The sequence below is a fragment of the uncultured Azohydromonas sp. genome (assembly GCF_937926365.1).
Taxonomy (GTDB): Bacteria; Pseudomonadota; Gammaproteobacteria; order Burkholderiales; family Burkholderiaceae_C; genus Azohydromonas.
On record NZ_CALAOH010000155.1, the window covers coordinates 1 to 16,116 of the forward strand.

Annotated in this window: 17 protein-coding genes and 1 pseudogene; 12 read left to right on the forward strand and 6 right to left on the reverse strand. The window is 69.2% G+C overall.

All coding sequences use genetic code 11. The features are described 5' to 3' along the window. The 3 genes from Q0741_RS16565 to Q0741_RS16575 form a co-directional block, all read left to right on the forward strand. Nucleotides 1–465: thiamine pyrophosphate-dependent enzyme (locus Q0741_RS16565; RefSeq protein ID WP_298234302.1), on the forward strand; the 465-nt coding region annotated here is incomplete at its 5' end. 47 nt (nucleotides 466–512) lie between these two features. Next, nucleotides 513–1,763, forward strand: coding sequence for a formyl-CoA transferase (frc, locus tag Q0741_RS16570; protein ID WP_298234303.1), 1,251 nt, complete (start codon nucleotides 513–515; stop codon nucleotides 1,761–1,763). Between the two features lie 22 nt (nucleotides 1,764–1,785). Further along, entirely contained in the window at nucleotides 1,786–2,388 is a 603-nt protein-coding gene (locus Q0741_RS16575) for a hypothetical protein (protein WP_298234304.1), read from the forward strand. 239 nt (nucleotides 2,389–2,627) lie between these two features. Here the strand turns inward: Q0741_RS16575 and alr are convergent, their stop codons facing one another. From alr to Q0741_RS16590, 3 genes are all read right to left on the reverse strand, one after another. Then, on the reverse strand, nucleotides 2,628–3,749 hold the full coding sequence (alr, locus tag Q0741_RS16580) for an alanine racemase (RefSeq protein ID WP_298234305.1): 1,122 nt from the start codon (nucleotides 3,747–3,749) through the stop codon (nucleotides 2,628–2,630). Next, nucleotides 3,746–5,134 (reverse strand): alanine/glycine:cation symporter family protein, encoded by a 1,389-nt coding sequence (locus Q0741_RS16585; protein ID WP_367184127.1) that lies wholly within the window; start codon nucleotides 5,132–5,134, stop codon nucleotides 3,746–3,748. The genes alr and Q0741_RS16585 overlap by 4 nt, the downstream gene beginning before the upstream one ends. A gap of 153 nt (nucleotides 5,135–5,287) precedes the next feature. Next, the gene (locus Q0741_RS16590) at nucleotides 5,288–6,598 is read right to left on the reverse strand and encodes a D-amino acid dehydrogenase (RefSeq protein WP_298234306.1); all 1,311 of its coding nucleotides are present in this window, start codon (nucleotides 6,596–6,598) and stop codon (nucleotides 5,288–5,290) included. A 264-nt stretch (nucleotides 6,599–6,862) separates the two neighbouring features. Here Q0741_RS16590 and Q0741_RS16595 point away from each other — a divergent pair, with 264 nt between their 5' ends. Next, nucleotides 6,863–8,398, forward strand: coding sequence for a sigma 54-interacting transcriptional regulator (locus tag Q0741_RS16595; protein ID WP_298234307.1), 1,536 nt, complete (start codon nucleotides 6,863–6,865; stop codon nucleotides 8,396–8,398). Nucleotides 8,399–8,402: 4 nt separating this feature from the next. Here Q0741_RS16595 and Q0741_RS16600 read toward each other — a convergent pair whose 3' ends face one another. Beyond that, nucleotides 8,403–9,023 carry a Crp/Fnr family transcriptional regulator gene (locus tag Q0741_RS16600; protein ID WP_298234308.1) on the reverse strand — a complete coding sequence of 207 codons (621 nt, stop codon included), beginning with the start codon at nucleotides 9,021–9,023 and terminating at the stop codon, nucleotides 8,403–8,405. A gap of 246 nt (nucleotides 9,024–9,269) precedes the next feature. Between Q0741_RS16600 and Q0741_RS16605 the strand changes: the two genes are divergently transcribed. From Q0741_RS16605 to Q0741_RS16635, 7 genes are all read left to right on the forward strand, one after another. Next, a complete protein-coding gene (locus tag Q0741_RS16605; protein ID WP_298234309.1) occupies nucleotides 9,270–9,713 on the forward strand; it encodes a PAS domain S-box protein in 444 nt (147 codons plus the stop codon). Between the two features lie 47 nt (nucleotides 9,714–9,760). Then, a complete protein-coding gene (gene frc, locus Q0741_RS16610) occupies nucleotides 9,761–11,008 on the forward strand; it encodes a formyl-CoA transferase (protein WP_298234310.1) in 1,248 nt (415 codons plus the stop codon). Between the two features lie 286 nt (nucleotides 11,009–11,294). Beyond that, complete coding sequence (locus Q0741_RS16615) at nucleotides 11,295–11,603, forward strand: hypothetical protein (protein WP_298234311.1); 309 nt, start codon at nucleotides 11,295–11,297, stop codon at nucleotides 11,601–11,603. Between the two features lie 15 nt (nucleotides 11,604–11,618). Beyond that, nucleotides 11,619–12,449 carry a succinate--CoA ligase subunit alpha gene (locus Q0741_RS16620; RefSeq protein WP_298234312.1) on the forward strand — a complete coding sequence of 277 codons (831 nt, stop codon included), beginning with the start codon at nucleotides 11,619–11,621 and terminating at the stop codon, nucleotides 12,447–12,449. A 27-nt stretch (nucleotides 12,450–12,476) separates the two neighbouring features. Further along, nucleotides 12,477–13,244 carry a fumarylacetoacetate hydrolase family protein gene (locus tag Q0741_RS16625; protein WP_298234313.1) on the forward strand — a complete coding sequence of 256 codons (768 nt, stop codon included), beginning with the start codon at nucleotides 12,477–12,479 and terminating at the stop codon, nucleotides 13,242–13,244. A 36-nt stretch (nucleotides 13,245–13,280) separates the two neighbouring features. Continuing rightward, a complete protein-coding gene (locus Q0741_RS16630; RefSeq protein ID WP_298234314.1) occupies nucleotides 13,281–14,303 on the forward strand; it encodes a 2-dehydropantoate 2-reductase in 1,023 nt (340 codons plus the stop codon). Between the two features lie 49 nt (nucleotides 14,304–14,352). Continuing rightward, entirely contained in the window at nucleotides 14,353–15,279 is a 927-nt protein-coding gene (locus tag Q0741_RS16635; protein WP_298234315.1) for a LysR family transcriptional regulator, read from the forward strand. On the opposite strand, the gene Q0741_RS16640 is transcribed toward Q0741_RS16635, so the two are convergent. Then, the gene (locus tag Q0741_RS16640; protein WP_298234316.1) at nucleotides 15,280–15,456 is read right to left on the reverse strand and encodes a hypothetical protein; all 177 of its coding nucleotides are present in this window, start codon (nucleotides 15,454–15,456) and stop codon (nucleotides 15,280–15,282) included. It lies immediately after the preceding gene. 114 nt (nucleotides 15,457–15,570) lie between these two features. Further along, a complete protein-coding gene (locus Q0741_RS16645) occupies nucleotides 15,571–15,738 on the reverse strand; it encodes a hypothetical protein (RefSeq protein WP_298234317.1) in 168 nt (55 codons plus the stop codon). Here Q0741_RS16645 and Q0741_RS16650 point away from each other — a divergent pair. Next, a pseudogene (locus Q0741_RS16650) lies at nucleotides 15,737–16,116 on the forward strand (NAD(P)(+) transhydrogenase (Re/Si-specific) subunit alpha); the annotation flags it as partial. The gene Q0741_RS16645 and the pseudogene Q0741_RS16650 overlap by 2 nt on opposite strands.

Sequence of the window (16,116 nt, forward strand, 5' to 3'; positions counted from 1 at the left end):
CGCAAGCGCCTGGACGTCGGCACCTGGGGCGTGATGGGCATCGGCATGGGCTTCGCCGTCGCGGCGGCGGTGACCACCGGCAAGCCCGTCATCGCCATCGAGGGCGACAGCGCCTTCGGCTTCAGCGGCATGGAGGTCGAGACCATCTGCCGCTACGAGCTGCCGGTGTGCATCGTTGTCTTCAACAACAACGGTGTCTACAAGGGCACGGACGTGAACCAGTCCGGCGGCAGCGACCCGGCGCCCACGGTGTTCGTCAAGAACGCCCGCTACGACTTGATGATGACCGCCTTCGGCGGCCACGGCGTCACCGTGGCCACACCCGACGAGCTGGGCCGCGCCATGCGCGAGGCCGTGGCCTCCGGCCGGCCCACGCTGATCAACGCCGTCATCGACGAGACGGCCGGCACCGAGAGCGGCCGCATCACCAACCTGAATCCGACCCGCGCGGCGACCAAGAAGTAAGCCGCTTCTCTTCACAACTCACTGCACACCCAGTCAAGGAGCGAATCATGACGAAACCTCTGGACGGCATCCGCATCATCGACTTCACGCACGTGCAGGCCGGCCCTGCGTGCACGCAGCTGCTGGCGTGGTTCGGCGCCGACGTGATCAAGGTCGAGCGCCCGGGCTCGGGCGATGTCACGCGCAACCAGTTGCGCGACATCCCCGACGCCGACGCGCTCTACTTCACCATGCTCAACAGCAACAAGCGCTCGCTGACGCTGGACACCAAGACGCCCGACGGCAAGGAAGTGCTGGAAAAGCTCATCCGCTGCTCGGACGTGATGGTGGAGAACTTCGGCCCCGGCGCGCTGGACCGCATGGGCTTCACCTGGGAGCGCATCCTGGAGCTGAACCCGAAGATGATCCTGGCGTCCGTGAAGGGCTTCAGCGACGGGCACCACTACTCGGACCTCAAGGTGTACGAGAACGTGGCGCAGTGCGCCGGCGGCGCGGCCTCCACCACCGGCTTCTGGGACGGCCCGCCCACCGTGAGCGCCGCCGCGCTGGGCGACTCCAACACCGGCATGCACCTGGCCATCGGCATCCTCACCGCGCTGCGCGGGCGTGACCAGACCGGCAAGGGGCAGAAGGTCGCGGTGTCGATGCAGGACGCCGTGCTCAACCTGTGCCGCGTGAAGCTGCGCGACCAGCAGCGCCTGGAGCGCGTGGGCTACCTCAAGGAGTACCCGCAGTACCCGCACGGCACCTTCACCGACGTGGTGCCGCGCGGCGGCAACGCCGGCGGCGGCGGGCAGCCGGGCTGGGTGCTCAAGTGCAAGGGCTGGGAGACCGACCCCAACGCCTACATCTACTTCACGGTGCAGGACCACGCCTGGCCGCCGATCTGCCGCGCGCTGGGCCGCCCGGAGTGGATCGACGACCCGGCCTACAAGACGCCCGAGGCGCGCCAGCCGCACATCTTCGAGATCTTCAAGACCATCGAGGAGTGGCTTGCCGACAAGACCAAGTACGAGGCCGTGGACATCCTGCGCAAGTTCGACATCCCCTGCGCGCCGGTGCTGTCGATGAAGGAGATCGCCAACGACGAGAGCCTGCGCAAGAGCGGCTCCATCGTGGAGGTGGAGCACAAGAAGCGCGGCAAGTACCTCACGGTGGGCAGCCCGATCAAGTTCTCCGACCTGCAGCCCGAGATCACCGGCTCGCCGCTGCTGGGCGAGCACACCGACGAGGTGCTGGCCGAGCTGGGCTACGACGCCGACAAGATCGCCACCTTCCACGCCGTCGGCGTGGTCTGAGGCCCACGGCGGAGACACGACCATGCGCCCCGTCGTTCGTCTTCAATCGCCTGCACCGCAGGGCGCGATCGACCATGCGGCCTATCTCGCCCGAGGGGGCTACCGCCTCCTCAAGCGTTGCATCGCGGGCGAGATCGAGTCCGACATGGTGCTGCAAAGCGTCGGTGACAGCGGGCTGCATGGCGTGCACGAGCCGGCCGCCGTGGAGTGGGAGCGCGTGCACGGCGCTCCCACGCCGCGGGCGATGGAGGTGAGCGCCGCCGCGGCCGGGCCGGCCGGCCTGGCCGACCGCGCGCTGCTGGAGGGCAACCCCCACCGCTGCTTCGAAGGCATGCTGATCGCGGCCTGGGCCGTCGGCGCGTCACGCATTCGCCTGCTCGTGCGCGGCGGGCCGGCGGCGCTGCGCGCCATGCTCGCGGCGGAGCTGCTGAAGTTGCGCGATCGCCGACCCTACCCGGGCATGCCGGAGATCGTGCTGCGCTTCGACGATGCGCCGCCCAGCGACGATGGCCTGCCCACGTTGCGGCAACGCATCGAAACGCTTTACTGGGTGCCGGACATCCTGGAGCGCGGCGCGGCGTGGTTCGCGTCGCAGGCGCAGTGCCGCAGGTGGGCCGGGGCGTAACACCCCACCTGCGCCGCCCTCGAACGCCGGGAGCCCGCTCGGACTGAAACGGGTCCGACCAAGTTCCCGAACGCTGAAAGCCCGTTCGTGCTGACCCTTCGATACCTCAGCGGGCGCATCGAAGCACGAACGGGCGCTGCGGCCTGCCGCGCGGCTGGGGCCGTTCATCCTTCGACGCGCCAAAGGCGCGCCCTGTGCTGAGGTATCGAAGCATCAGGACGAACGGATTGCCACGTTCCTCAGGCCTTTATCTCCCCCACATACCGCCGCGCATAGCGCGCGCCCAGGCTGGTGAGGACCTCGTAGCCGATGGTGCCCGCCTGCGCGGCCACGGCGTCCACGCCCTGCCGCTCGCCGATCAGCTCGACCAGGCTGCCGGGCCGCAGCGCCCCGTCGGGCAACGCGCTGGCGTCCAGCGTGATCGTATCCATCGACACCTTGCCCACCAGCGGCAGCGCCATGTCGCCCACCCAGGCGCAGCCTTGGTTGCTCAGGGAACGAAGCCAGCCGTCGGCATAGCCCACCGCCACCGTCGCGATGCGCGCCCGCCGCCCGCTGTGCCAGCTGTGGCCATAGCCCACCGGCGTGCCGGGCTCGATCTCGCGGGTCTGGATCACCTTGCCCTGCAGCCGCACCACCGGCCGCATCGGGTTATCGGCACCCGCCACCGGCGCCACGCCGTACAGCGCGGCCCCGGGGCGCACCAGGTCGAAGTGGTAGGCCTCGCCCAGGAAAATGCCGGAGGAATTGGCCAGGCTCGCCGGCGCGGCGGGCAGCAGCCGGCGCGCGGCCAGGAAGCGCTCCAGCTGCGCCCGGTTGGCCGGGTGCGTCGGGTCCTCGGCACAGGCCAGGTGGCTCATCACGCCCGCCACGCGGATGCCTGCCAGGCCCTGCGCGTCGCCGGCCACGGCACGCAGCTCCTCGGCCGACAGGCCCAGCCGCGCCATGCCGGTGTCCACCTGCACGAAGGCGGGCAGCTCGCGGTCCAGCCGCTGCGCCAGCGCGCGCCAGGCAGCGATCTGCGCGGCGCTGTTGAGCACCGGCAGCACGCCCTGGGCCACGAACTCGGCCTCGGCGCCCGGGGTGGGGCCATGCAGCACGATGAGCCTCGCGCCGGCCGGCAGCACGGGTTTCAATGCCAGCGCCTCGTCCAGGTGCGCCACGAAGAAGTCGCGGCAGCCGGCGTCGGACAGCACCGGCGCCACCCGGGCGGCGCCCAGGCCGTAGGCGTCGGCCTTCAGCACCGCCGCGCAACGGGCGCTGCCGACGCGCTCGCGCAGCCGGCGCCAGTTGTCGCGAATGGCGCCCAGGTCGATGCTCAGCACCGCGCCGGCCGTGTCCTGCCAGAAGGGGCGGCTCATCGTGCCGACTCCGCGGCCCGGCCCACGAAGCCCGCGGGCACGCCCTGGCGTTCGAAGTACTCCTGCGTCACCTTGCGCACCACCGGCGCCAGCAGCACCAGCGACACCAGGTTCGGGAAGGCCATGAAGGCGTTGAGCGTGTCGGACACCAGCCACACGAAGTCCAGGTGCGTCACCGCGCCCACCAGCACGAACGCCGTCCACACCAGCCGGTACGGCTTCTCCGCCGAGGTGCCGACCAGGTACGCCCAGCACTTCTCGCCGTAGTAGGCCCAGCCCAGGATGGTCGTGTAGGCAAAGACGACGATCGCCACGGCCAGGAAGTGCGCACCGAAGCCGGGCAGGGCGGTTTCGAAGGCACTGGAGCTCAGCACCGCGCCCTTGAGCCCGCTGTTCCAGGCGCCGGTGACGATGAGCACCAGCCCGGTCATCGTGCAGACGATGAGCGTGTCGATGAAGGTGCCCATCATCCCGACCAGGCCCGACTCGGCGGCGTGGCGCGAGCGGCCCGCGGCCTGCGCGATGCCGGCCGTGCCCAGGCCCGCCTCGTTGGAGAAGATGCCGCGCGCCACGCCGTAGCGCATCGCCATCATCACCGCCGCGCCAGCGAAGCCGCCGGTGGCCGCGGTCGGGTTGAAGGCGTGGTGGAAGATCAGCGCGAAGGCGGCCGGGATCTGCTCGGCATACAAGCCCAGCACCGTCAGCGACACCACCACGTAGCCCACGCACATGAAGGGCACGAGCTTCTCGGCCACCGCGCCGATGCGCTTGACGCCGCCCAGCAGCACGAAGCCGGTGAGCACCGTCATCACCACGCCGGAGGTCCAGGGCGAGACGCCGAAGCTCGACGACATCACCTCGGCGATGCTGTTGGACTGCACCATGTTGCCGATGCCGAAGCCGGCCAGCCCGCCGAAGACGGCGAAGGCCGTGCCCAGCCAGCGCCAGCGCTTGCCCAGGCCGTTCTTGATGGCGTACATCGGCCCGCCGACCTGCTCGCCGTGGTCGTCGGTCTCGCGGAAATGCACCGCCAGCAGCACCTCGGCGTACTTGGTGGCCATGCCCACCAGCGCCGTCATCCACATCCAGAACAGGGCGCCGGGGCCGCCCAGGGCGATCGCCGTGGCGACGCCGGCGATGTTGCCGATGCCCACCGTGGCCGCCAGCGCCGTCATCAGCGCGGCGTAGGGGCTGATCTCGCCCGCGGCGCCGTCAGCCGGGCGCCGGCCGCGCCAGACCATCAGGAAGCCGGTGCCGATGCGGCGGATGGGCATGAGCTTCAGGCGCAGCTGCAGGAACAGGCCGGTGCCCAGGATCAGCACCAGCATCGGCGGACCCCAGACGAAATCGTTGATGGCCGTGACGACGGCGGTAATGGTTTCCACGGGATGTCTCCTCTATTGGTCTGTGTGGAAGCGGAAGGAAGGCCCAGCCGGATGGGCGGGTCGCTCCCAGGGCCAGGCCAAGCGGCCGGTGGCGGCCGCGCCTGGCCGCGCGCGAACGCGCCCGTGCACGAGGCACGGCGCGCGCGGTAGGGCTCAGCCCTTGCGCGCCAGTGCCGGCTGCGTGGCCGGCAGGTGCACGGACCGGGCGCCGCGCCCATAGCGCGCGACGGTCAGCCCGTCCATGCTGATCTCGGGCTCGCGGCCGCTGATGAGGTCGGCCATGACGCGGCCGGTGCCGGCGGCCATGGTCCAGCCCAGCGTGCCGTGGCCGGTGCTCAGGAAGAGGTTGTCGATGTCGGTGCCGCCGACGATGGGCGTGCCGTCCGGCGTCATCGGCCGCAAGCCGGTCCAGAACTCGGCGCGCGCCACGTCGCCGCCGCGCGGGAACAGGTCGCTGACCACGAACTCCAGCGTGCGCCGGCGCGCCTCGGCCAGGCCCAGGTCGAAGCCCGAGAGCTGCGCCGTGCCGCCGACACGGATGCGATCGCCCAGCCGCGTCACCGCGACCTTGTGCGTCTCGTCCATGACGGTGGATTCCGGCGCCCCGGTGGCGTCGGTGATGGGCACGGTGATGGAGTAGCCCTTGACCGGATAGACCGGCACGTCGATGCCCAGCGGCTTGAGCATCCGCGTGGAGTAGCTGCCCAGCGCCACCACGTAGCGGTCGGCGCGCAGCACGCCGGCGTCGGTGTGCACGCCGGTGATGCGGCGGCCGCTGCGCTCCAGGCCGCGAATGTCCACGCCGAAGCGGAATTGCGCGCCCTGCGCCTCGGCCATGCGCGCCAGCGCCTGCGTGAACTTGAAGCAGTCGCCGGTCTCGTCGCCGGGCAGGCGCAGCGCGCCCACGAACTTGTGCTGCGTGTCGGCCAGGCCGGGCTCGACCTGCACGAAGCCGGCGCGGTCCAGCAGCTCGAAAGGCACGCCGTACTGCTTGAGGATCTCGATGTCGGAGGCGGTGGCATCGAGCTGCTTCTGCGTGCGGAACAGCTGCAGCGTGCCCTGGGCGCGGTCGTCGTACTGGATGCCGGTTTCCGCCCGCAGCGCGCGCAGGCAGTCGCGGCTGTACTCGGCCAGGCGCACCATGCGGCTCTTGTTGAGGCGGTAGGCGTCCTCGGTGCAGTTGCGCAGCATGGCCAGCATCCAGCGCCACAGCGCCGGGTCCAGCGAAGGCTTGATGACGAGCGGACGGTGGTGCATCAGCAACCACTTGATCGCCTTGAGCGGCACGCCCGGGCCCGCCCACGGCGACGAGTAGCCGGGCGACACCTCGCCGGCATTGGCGAAGCTGGTTTCCAGCGCCGCTCCGGGCTGCCGGTCCACCACCGTCACCTCATGGCCGCAGCGGCTGAGGTAATACGCCACCGAGGTCCCGATCACACCGCTGCCCAACACCAACACACGCATGGCCGTTCGTCCTGAAGAGAGAGAAAGGCGTCCCCACGGGACGCGTTGCGCTCTCCATCGCAATGGCCGTGCCAAGCCAGAAAACCCAATGAAATCAACGGGTTGCGATCTCAGGCCACGAATTGGGGGCTGAAACTGTACGTCAATCGATACAGCGCACTTCCTCGAACCATGCACCGCTGAACGAAATCCCTTTAACAACAAGCGCTTGGGCGCTTCGTAGCGAATTCAATACACTGTATCGAGTTCAATACGTTCTGGATCATGCGCATTGATGTTTCCTTCGCCGACCGGGTCGGCATTGCCCAGGAAATCCTGTTCAAGCTGGCGCAGCGCTCGCTGGACGTGTCGGCGGTGGAGGTGGAGCCGCCGCACCTCTACATCGAGGCGCCGGCGCTGGACGCCGCGGGGCTGGAACAGCTGCGCCGCGAGCTGCTGGAGGTGGCGGGCGTCGAGACGGTGGAGGCGCTGGCCATGCTGCCCGGCGTGCGCCGGCGGCTGTACCTGGACGCCTTGCTGGCCTCGCAGCAGGACCCGGTGCTGGCGGTCGATGCCGAAGGCGTGATCGTGGTGGCCAATGCGGCGGCGGTGGCCGCCAGCGGGCTGCCGGAGCAGCGCCTGATCGGGCTGTCGCTGAAGGAGCTCATCGGCGATGCGGCGCTGGTCGAGACGCTGCTGGCCAAGGGCTACCGGCTGGCGCCCAGCGAGGTGCACATCGCCGGGCAGCCGTTCATGTGCGACAGCGTGGCGCTGCACGAGCCCGGCGGCTCGGTGGCCGGCGCGGTGCTGACGCTGCACGCGCCGCACCGCATCGGCGAGCGGCTGAGCGCGCTGCAGAACTACAGTGCCGGCGGCTTCGAGTCCATCCTCGGCGAGTCGCCGGCCATCCGGCAACTCAAGCAGCGCGCAACGCGCATGGCCCAGGTGGACGCGCCACTGCTCATCCATGGCGAGACGGGCACCGGCAAGGAGCTGCTGGCGCATGCCTGCCACGCCGGCAGCCGGCGGCGCGGCGAGCCCTTCTTCGCGCTCAACTGCGCGGCGCTGCCCGAGAGCCTGGCCGAGAGCGAGCTGTTCGGCTATGCGCCGGGGGCCTTCACCGGCGCGCTGCGCAGCGGCAAGCCCGGGCTGCTGGAGCTGGCCGACGGCGGGACCGTGTTCCTGGACGAGGTGGGCGAGATGTCGCCCTACCTGCAGGCCAAGCTGCTGCGCTTCCTCAACGACGGCAGCTTCCGGCGCGTCGGCGGGGACCGCGAGCTCAAGGCCGACGTGCGCATCATCAGCGCCACGCACCGGGCGCTGGAGCAGATGGTTGCCGCGGGCAACTTCAGGCAGGACCTGCTCTTCCGCCTGGACGTGCTGCACCTGCAGGTGCCGCCGCTGCGCGAGCGCAGGGAGGACATCGTGCCGCTGGCCGAGGTGTTCGTGGCCCGCGCCTGCGCCCAGACCGGGCGGCCCACGGCGCGGCTGACGCCGGCCGCGCGCGCCGCGCTGCTGGCCAATCCCTGGCCCGGCAACCTGCGCCAGCTGCAGAACGTGATCTTCCGCGCCGTGACCATGAGCGAGGCCGCGGTGATCGACGTGGGCGACCTGGAGCTGGCCGGCGCCGGAGCCGACCCCGGCGCGCCGGCGCTGGAGGCCGTCGGCACGCTGGAAGAGGCGGTGGCCGGCTACGAAAAGGCGCTGCTGGAGCGGCTGTATCCGCAGTTCCCGTCCACGCGCAAGCTGGCCGAGCGGCTCGGGGCCTCGCACTCGGCCATCGCGCAGCGGCTGCGCAGGTACGGCATCGGGGCGCGCTAGGCGGTCAGATCTTGCCGCGCTGCTTGAGCCGGCTCAGCGTCTCGGCCGTGAGGTTCAGGTGCGCGGCCAGCTCCTTGCGCGGGATCTGCTCGCTGACCTCGGGATGCTTGCGCATGAAACGATGCACGCGGCCGGGCGCGTCGAGCAGGTGCAGCGTGATCGTGTGCGCCATGATCTCGCTCATGATGCGCATCACGTGGTACTCGAACACCGCCTTGAACTTCGGGTGCCGGTCCATGAACTCGACCCACTTGGGCATCGGCAGCTTGGCCACGCGCCCCTTGTTCACGCCGACGATGCTGTAGGGCGTGGGCGTGTTCAGCCGCCACGCGGCGTAGCTGGTCTCGATGTCGTTCTGGCCCGCGAAGCGCAGGATCATCTCCTTGGCATCGGCGTTCGTGACCACGCGCTTGAGCACGCCGTCGAGGATGAAATACTGCTCCATCTCGTGCACGCCCTGGTGCAGCAGGTAGTCGCCCTTGGCGAAGTCGCGCACTTCGAGCATCGCCTCCAGCTCGTCGCGCTCAACGTCGCTCATCTCCTTGAGCACGATGTTCTGCCTGAGCTGCACGTGGATGACGTTGCGCTGCCGGTGGTTCTCTACGGAGGAAGTCAGAGCAGTCACTGCTTACCACCCTGGGGTATTTACTGATGGGACCGCTTGACCGCAGTCAACGGCGAAAAGAAGAGCGGATTTCTACCATAGCTCCCAAGTTGGTTGGACAGCCGTCCATTCACAGCACAGGAGCGTGACGATGACGAGATCTCTGGGCAATAGCTGCGTCATCAACTTCACGCCGAGCCGGCACGCCGGCAGCGTCGCCACCACCCTCCACGCCGCCGGCGTGGCTTGAGCATTGAAGGAGAGGCCATGTCCGCGGTCGATTTCGAACAGCTGGTTCGGTCCATGGGTGACGCGGTGGTCGTCACGGACGGCAAGGGCGACATCGTCCTGTGGAACGCGGCGGCCACGCGCATCTTCGGCTTCAGCGAGGCCGAGGCGCTGGGCCGGTCGCTCGACATCATCATTCCCGAGCGCCAGCGCGGCCGCCACTGGGACGGCTACGAGAAGACGATGAGCAGCGGGCAGACGCGCTACGGCACCACCTTGCTGCGCGTGCCGGCGCTGCACAAGGACGGCCACACGCTGTCCATCGCCTTCACGGTGGCGCTGCTCAAGGGACCGCAGGGCCAGGTCGAAGGCGTGGGCGCCATCATCCGCGACGAGACCTCGCGCTTCCAGGACGAGCGCGCGCTGCGCAAGCGCATCACCGAGCTGGAAGCCCGCCTGGCACAGCCCAGCGGCACCGCCTGAGCGCGACGCACGCGCACCACCGATCGATGCATCAACAGGGGTCACACATGAGCAAGGCTTTGAGCGGCGTCCGCATCCTGGACTTCACGCATGTCCAGTCGGGGCCCACCTGCACCCAGCTCCTGGCTTGGCTGGGCGCCGACGTGATCAAGGTGGAGCGCCCCGGCGAGGGCGACGCCACGCGCGGCCAGCTGCGCGACATCCCGGGCGTGGACAGCCTCTACTTCACGATGCTCAACCACAACAAGCGCTCGGTGACGCTCAACACCAAGAAGCCCAGGGGCAAGCAGGTGCTGGAGACGCTGATCAAGCAGTGCGACGTGCTGGTCGAGAACTTCGCGCCCGGCGCGATGGAGCGCATGGGACTGAGCTGGGAGCACATCCATCAGCTCAACCCGCGCATGATCGTCGCCTCGGTCAAGGGCTTCGGCCCGGGCCGCTACGAAGATTGCAAGGTCTACGAGAACGTGGCGCAGTGCGCTGGCGGCGCGGCCTCGACCACGGGTTTCGAGGACGGCCCGCCGGTGGTGAGCGGCGCGCAGATCGGCGACAGCGGCACCGGGCTGCACCTGGCGCTGGGCATCCTCGCCGCGCTGTACCAGCGCACGCACAGCGGGCGCGGCCAGAAGGTGCTGGCTCCCATGCAAGACGCCGTGCTCAACCTGTGCCGCGTGAAGTTGCGCGACCAGCAGCGCCTGGAGCGCACCGGCTCGCTGCACGAGTACCCGCAGTACCCGGACGGCAAGTTCGGCGATGCCGTGCCGCGCGCCGGCAACGCCTCGGGCGGCGGGCAGCCGGGCTGGATCCTGCGCTGCAAGGGCTGGGAAACCGACCCCAACGCCTACATCTACTTCATCACGCAGGCCGCGGTGTGGCCGTCGGTGTGCAAGGTGATCGGCGAGGAGGGCTGGATCACCGACGAGGCCTACGCGACGCCGCAGGCGCGGCTGCTGCACCTCAAGCCCATCTTCGCGCGCATCGAACAGTGGACCATGACCAAGACCAAGTTCGAGGCCATGGAGATCCTCAACGAGTACGACATCCCCTGCGGCCCCATCCTGTCGATGAAGGAGATCGCCCAGGACCCGTGGCTGCGCAAGAGCGGCACGGTGGTGGAGGTGGATCACCCCACGCGCGGCAAGCACCTCACGGTGGGCAACCCGATCAAGCTCTCCGACAGCCCGACCGAGGTCCTGCGCGCGCCGCTGCTGGGCGAGCACACCGAGGAGGTGCTCAGGGAACTGGGCTACGACGCCCACGACCTCGAGGTGCTGAGGGCCGACGGGGCGATTTGAAGCTTGGCCGCGAGCTGACACGCCACGCGGGCTACGCCGTCATTCCCGCGCAGAGCCTGCGCGGGAATGACGAGGTTTATTTGCATCCGGGCCTCGACGGCACCAACAGCTTTCCTTGCCCCTGATTTGTCCGTGAATGTCCTGCTGCGTTGGACATTCAGGCTCCGTCACGCGCATAAAACCATAAACGCCCATTTATCGTCAAACCAAAAACAATTAACTGTCCTATATCCACGCAGCTCCCTACAGTGGTTTCGTCCATCCCGATACTGTCAAGGAGAAGGCCATGTTCAATGACTTGCCGCCGGAATTCCGGACCGAGGAAATCGAGCGCAATGCTTACAACGCGGCGTTTTACGAGCTGGGCCTGCGCTGGTTCTGGGATACCGAAACCTATGCCGGCCTGCTGCGCCACAGCGCGGATGCGGACACCCGCATCCGCCACTACCTCCAGACCCGCCAGCCGCACCTGCTGACCGCCTACGAGGCGGACTTCCTGGCCCGGGCGATCCAGGAGTGCATGCAGCGGCACAAGCGCTGCGCGCTCCCCCCGTGCGACTGGTCCAAGCTGACCGGTTGCGAGCTCGGCATCTGAGAAGGCGGTGCCGCGATGGCCATCCTCGTCAACAAGCACAGCCGCGTGATCCTGCAGGGCGGCGACGACGGCTCCGGGCCGGGCTGCAGCGCCGCCTGGCGCGCCGGCGGCAGCGCGGGCCGCTCCCGCTTCCACGCCGGCGTGGCCTACGGCGATCCGACCGAGCACCTGCCCGACGGGCTGCCGCTGTTCAACAGCGTGCGCGAGGCCAAGGCCTGGGCCGCGGCCACCGTCTCGGTGATCTGCGTGCCGCCGGCCCATGCCGCCGGCGCGATCGAGGAGGCCGTGGAGGCCGGCATCGGCCTGGTGCTGTGCATGACCGAGGGCGTTCCGGCGCCGGACCTGCGGCGCGTGCAGCACCGGCTCCGTGGCAGCTCCACGCGGCTGCTGGCCGGCTGCAGCGGCGTGGTCACGCCGGGGGAGATCCACCTCGGCGCGATTCCCGGCCACGGCCTGCAGCGCGGGCGCATCGGCGTGCTGTCCAGCTCGCCCATCCTGATCAGCCTGGCGGCCACCCAGCTCGCCACCTACGGGCTCGGCGAGTCCACGGTGGTGGCGCTGGGCCACGGCGGCGCCGAAGAAGTGGCCGGCCTGCGGCCCGTGGAGCTGCTGCGCCTGTTCGAAGCCGATCCCGGCACGGATGCCGTGCTCGTGGCCGGCAGCCTGGGCGCCGATGCGGACACCGAGTGCGCGCACTGGATCGAACAGTGGATGCGCAAGCCCGTCGTGATGTTCAGGCCCGGCCTGGGTGTGCGGCCCAAGAACGCGAGCGTCACGCGCGATCCCGGCGCGATGGGCGAGCTCGTCGCCGCGGCCGTACAGCCCGCCTACCTGCCTTTCGACTGAATCCGAACCGAGCTGCGAGGAGCCTTCATGCACACCCTCTGGATCCGCTACGAACTCGACGGCCGCCCGGGCTTCGGCCGGCTCGACGGCGAGCGCGTGCACGAGCACGCCGGCGACCTGTTCACCCGCCACGAACCCACCGGGCGCAGCTTCGCGCTGGCCGACGTGCGCCTGCTCGCGCCCACGCAGCCGAGCAAGGTGGTCGCCATGTGGAACAACTTCGGCGCGCTGCGGGCCAAGCTCGGCCTGGGGCTGCCCGAGGAGCCGCTGTACCTGCTGAAGTCGCCCAACTCGTGGTCGGCGCACGGGGAGCCCATCGCCGTGCCGCGCTGCGGCGGCAAGGTGGTGTTCGAGGGCGAGCTGGGCATCGTCATCGGCCGCCGCTGCAGCGGCGCCAGCGAGGCGCAGGCCCTGGAGGCCGTCTTTGGCTACACCTGCGCCAACGACGTGACGCAGGCCGAGATCCTCAACCGCGACGCCTCCTTCGCCCAATGGACGCGCGCCAAGGGCTTCGACACCTTCTGCCCCATGGGGCCGGCCATCGCCACCGGGCTGGATCCGCAGTCGCTGCGCGTGCGCACGCTGCTCGACGGCCAGGTGCGCCAGGACTACCCCATCAGCGACATGACCTTCCCCGTGCCGCGCCTGGTGAGCCTGATCTCGCAGGACATGACCCTGCTGCCCGGCGACGTGATCCTGTGCGGCACCTCGGTGGGCGTGGGCTCCATGAAGCCCGGCAGCCTGGTCGAAGTCGAGATCGAGGGCATCGGCCGACTCGGCAACCGCCTGGGCTGAAGCCGGGCCCCAGATTCCAACCACAGGAGCTTGTTCATGAAGATCGCAATCATTGGCGCCGGCGCGATCGGCGGCCTGGTCGGCGCCAAGCTGGCCCTCGCGGGCGAGGACGTCACCTTCATCGTGCGCGGCCGCAACCTGGAGGCCATCCGCGAGCGCGGCATCAAGCTGGTCACCGCCGACGGCTGGGAGCACACGGCCAACAGCGTGCGGGCCACCGACGACTACGCCCAGGCCGGGCCGCAGGACCTGGTGATCCTGGCGATGAAGGCCCACCAGGTGGAGCCCGTGGTCGCCGAGCTGCCCAAGCTGCTCGGCCCCGAAACCGCGATCGTCACGATGCAGAACGGCATCCCCTACTGGTACTTCCAGCGCCACGGCGGCCGGTTCGAGGGCACGCGCGTGACCAGCGTCGATCCCCAGGGCGCGATCCTGGCGGGCATCCCGGCCGAGCGCGTCATCGGCTGCGTGGTCTATCCGGCGTCGGAGCTGGTGGCGCCGGGCGTGATCCGACATGTCGAGGGCGACCGCTTCCCGCTGGGCGAGCTCGACGGCACGACCACGCCGCGCGTGCAGGCCATCGCGCGCTGCTTCGAGAACGCCGGCTTCAAGGCGCCGGTGCTCGACAACATCCGGGCCGAGATCTGGCTCAAGCTGTGGGGCAACCTGAGCTTCAACCCGATCAGCAGCCTCACGCACTCGACGCTGGAGGACATCTGCCGTTACCCGCTGACGCGCGGGCTGGCGGCTTCCATGATGCAAGAGGCCCAGGAGGTGGCGCACAAGCTGGGCATCAGCTTCCGCGTGCCGCTGGAAAAGCGCATTGCCGGCGCCGAGAAGGTGGGCAAGCACAAGACCTCGATGCTGCAGGACGTCGAGGCCGGGCGCGAGCCGGAGATCGACGCGCTGGTGGGCTCGGTGGTGGAACTGGCGCGGCTGACCAACACGCCGACGCCGCACATCGACGCCGTGCACGGCCTGGTCAAGCTGCTGGCCCGGACCATGGGCGAGCTGCGCGGTCAGGTGCGGCTGCTCGAAACGGAGCGGCTGGCGGCCTGAGCCGGGCAGGCCAACCCAGGGTGCACGGCGGCTGACCAGGACCGGCAACGTGAAGCACGCGACCTTCAGGCAGCTCAAGGTGTTCGAGTCGGTGGCCCGGCACCTGAGCTACTCGCGCGCGGCCGAGGAGCTGTACCTGACGCAGCCCGCCGTCTCCATACAGGTGCGCAAGCTGGAGGAACACGCCGGGCATCCGCTGTTCGAGCAGTTCGGCAAGAGGGTCTATCTCACGCCCGCGGGCACCGAGCTGCTGCACATCAGCCGGTCGATCATCCTGCAGTTCGAAGCCGCGGAGACCGCGATGGCGCAGTTCAGCGGCGTCTCGGGCGGCAAGCTCAACGTGGGCGTGATCAGCGCGGGGGACTACTTCTTTCCCCGGCTGCTGGTGGACTTCGTGGGCCGGCACCCCGGGGTGCAGCTCAACTTCACCGTGCACAACCGGGACGGGCTGCTCGCGCACATCGCCGAGAACCGGACCGACCTCGCGGTGATGGTGCGGCCCCCGCAGGACCTCGATACCGTGCACGAGGCCTTCGCGCCGCACCCCTACGTGATCGTCGCGCCGCCGGCGCACCCGCTGGTCGGGCGCTCGCGGCTGGAGCTGGGCGAGGTCATGCGCCAGCCTTTCCTGGTGCGCGAGCGCGGCTCGGACACGTGGAAGTCGATGCAGGAGGGCTTTGGCGGCGACCTGTCGGGCCTCAACATCGCGATGGAGATCCGCAGCACCGAGACCATCAAGCAGGCCGTGATGGCCGGCATGGGACTGAGCTTCCTGTCGGCGCACACGATCTCGCGCGAACTGGCATCGGGCAGCCTGTGTGCGCTCGATGTCCAAGGTTTCCCGCTGATGCTCCACTGGTATGTGGTGCATCGCCAGGGGAAGCGCCTGCCGCCAGTGGCGCAGGCGTTCAAGGAGTTCCTGATCAGCGACGGCGCGCCGCTGATCAGGCGGATCGTCCCGTTCGGGGAGGGCTGATCAACGCTTGAAGGCTTGCAGCACCAGGCGCTTGTGGTTGCGTTTCTGCAGCAGCTCGCGCACGGCGTGATAGACGATGCCGATCGGCATGGCCGCGAAAAGTTCGCTCCAGGCAGCGTTCGGGGAGGTCGTTTGCGTGCGCGGATAGGACGTCGAAGTAGACACAGTGGATTTCATGATGTCAGCTCGCCGTTAATTTGATGGGATGAAATAAATTCTAGGGTAAACCCCATTCGGCAAACAACAGTGCCGTGGTTAGACCACGTCGCATTCTAGGTATTGGTTCACGGATCAAAAGGCTTGAAAGCCGCTGGCGGTGAATTTGTCCACATGCTGGGACTTACTCCGCGGGCGCAGCCATGGGCGGGCACGCAGCGAAATATCGAATAAGGCAGGCGCGGCATGGGCCGTCCTTGCAAGCCGCTTCGCATCGAGTTTGGAGATCAGGAGGACATCCATGCTGATAGGTATTCCGCTGGAAACAGCGGCCGGTGAGACGCGCGTCGCGCTCACCCCCGAAACCGCGAAGAAGCTCAGGAGCCAGGGGCATGAGCTCTTCGTGCAGTCCGGCGCCGGCGTGGCCGCCGCCGCGCCCGACGCGGCCTACCGCGCCGTTGGTGCCGAGGTGGTGGACGCGAAGGCGGCCCTGGGCTGCGATCTGGTGCTCAAGGTCCGCTCACCCGATCCGGACGAGTTGGCGCTGATGAAGCGCGGCGCCACGCTGGTCGGGATGCTCAACCCCTTCGACCATGAAGGCCTGGAGCGCCTGGCCGCCGCCGGCATCACCGCCTTCGCGCTGGAGGCCGCGCCGCGCACCACGCGCGCGCAGAGCATGGA

Bases quoted from the DNA above. Each gene is read 5' to 3' on its own strand.
- frc (WP_298234303.1), top strand. From the start codon at position 513: ATGACGAAACCTCTGGACGGCATCCGCATCATCGACTTCACGCACGTG.
- Q0741_RS16575 (WP_298234304.1), top strand. From the start codon at position 1,786: ATGCGCCCCGTCGTTCGTCTTCAATCGCCTGCACCGCAGGGCGCGATC.
- alr (WP_298234305.1), bottom strand. From the start codon at position 3,749: ATGAGCCGCCCCTTCTGGCAGGACACGGCCGGCGCGGTGCTGAGCATC.
- Q0741_RS16590 (WP_298234306.1), bottom strand. From the start codon at position 6,598: ATGCGTGTGTTGGTGTTGGGCAGCGGTGTGATCGGGACCTCGGTGGCG.
- Q0741_RS16595 (WP_298234307.1), top strand. From the start codon at position 6,863: ATGCGCATTGATGTTTCCTTCGCCGACCGGGTCGGCATTGCCCAGGAA.
- Q0741_RS16605 (WP_298234309.1), top strand. From the start codon at position 9,270: ATGTCCGCGGTCGATTTCGAACAGCTGGTTCGGTCCATGGGTGACGCG.
- frc (WP_298234310.1), top strand. From the start codon at position 9,761: ATGAGCAAGGCTTTGAGCGGCGTCCGCATCCTGGACTTCACGCATGTC.
- Q0741_RS16615 (WP_298234311.1), top strand. From the start codon at position 11,295: ATGTTCAATGACTTGCCGCCGGAATTCCGGACCGAGGAAATCGAGCGC.
- Q0741_RS16620 (WP_298234312.1), top strand. From the start codon at position 11,619: ATGGCCATCCTCGTCAACAAGCACAGCCGCGTGATCCTGCAGGGCGGC.
- Q0741_RS16625 (WP_298234313.1), top strand. From the start codon at position 12,477: ATGCACACCCTCTGGATCCGCTACGAACTCGACGGCCGCCCGGGCTTC.
- Q0741_RS16630 (WP_298234314.1), top strand. From the start codon at position 13,281: ATGAAGATCGCAATCATTGGCGCCGGCGCGATCGGCGGCCTGGTCGGC.
- Q0741_RS16640 (WP_298234316.1), bottom strand. From the start codon at position 15,456: ATGAAATCCACTGTGTCTACTTCGACGTCCTATCCGCGCACGCAAACG.
- Q0741_RS16645 (WP_298234317.1), bottom strand. From the start codon at position 15,738: ATGGATGTCCTCCTGATCTCCAAACTCGATGCGAAGCGGCTTGCAAGG.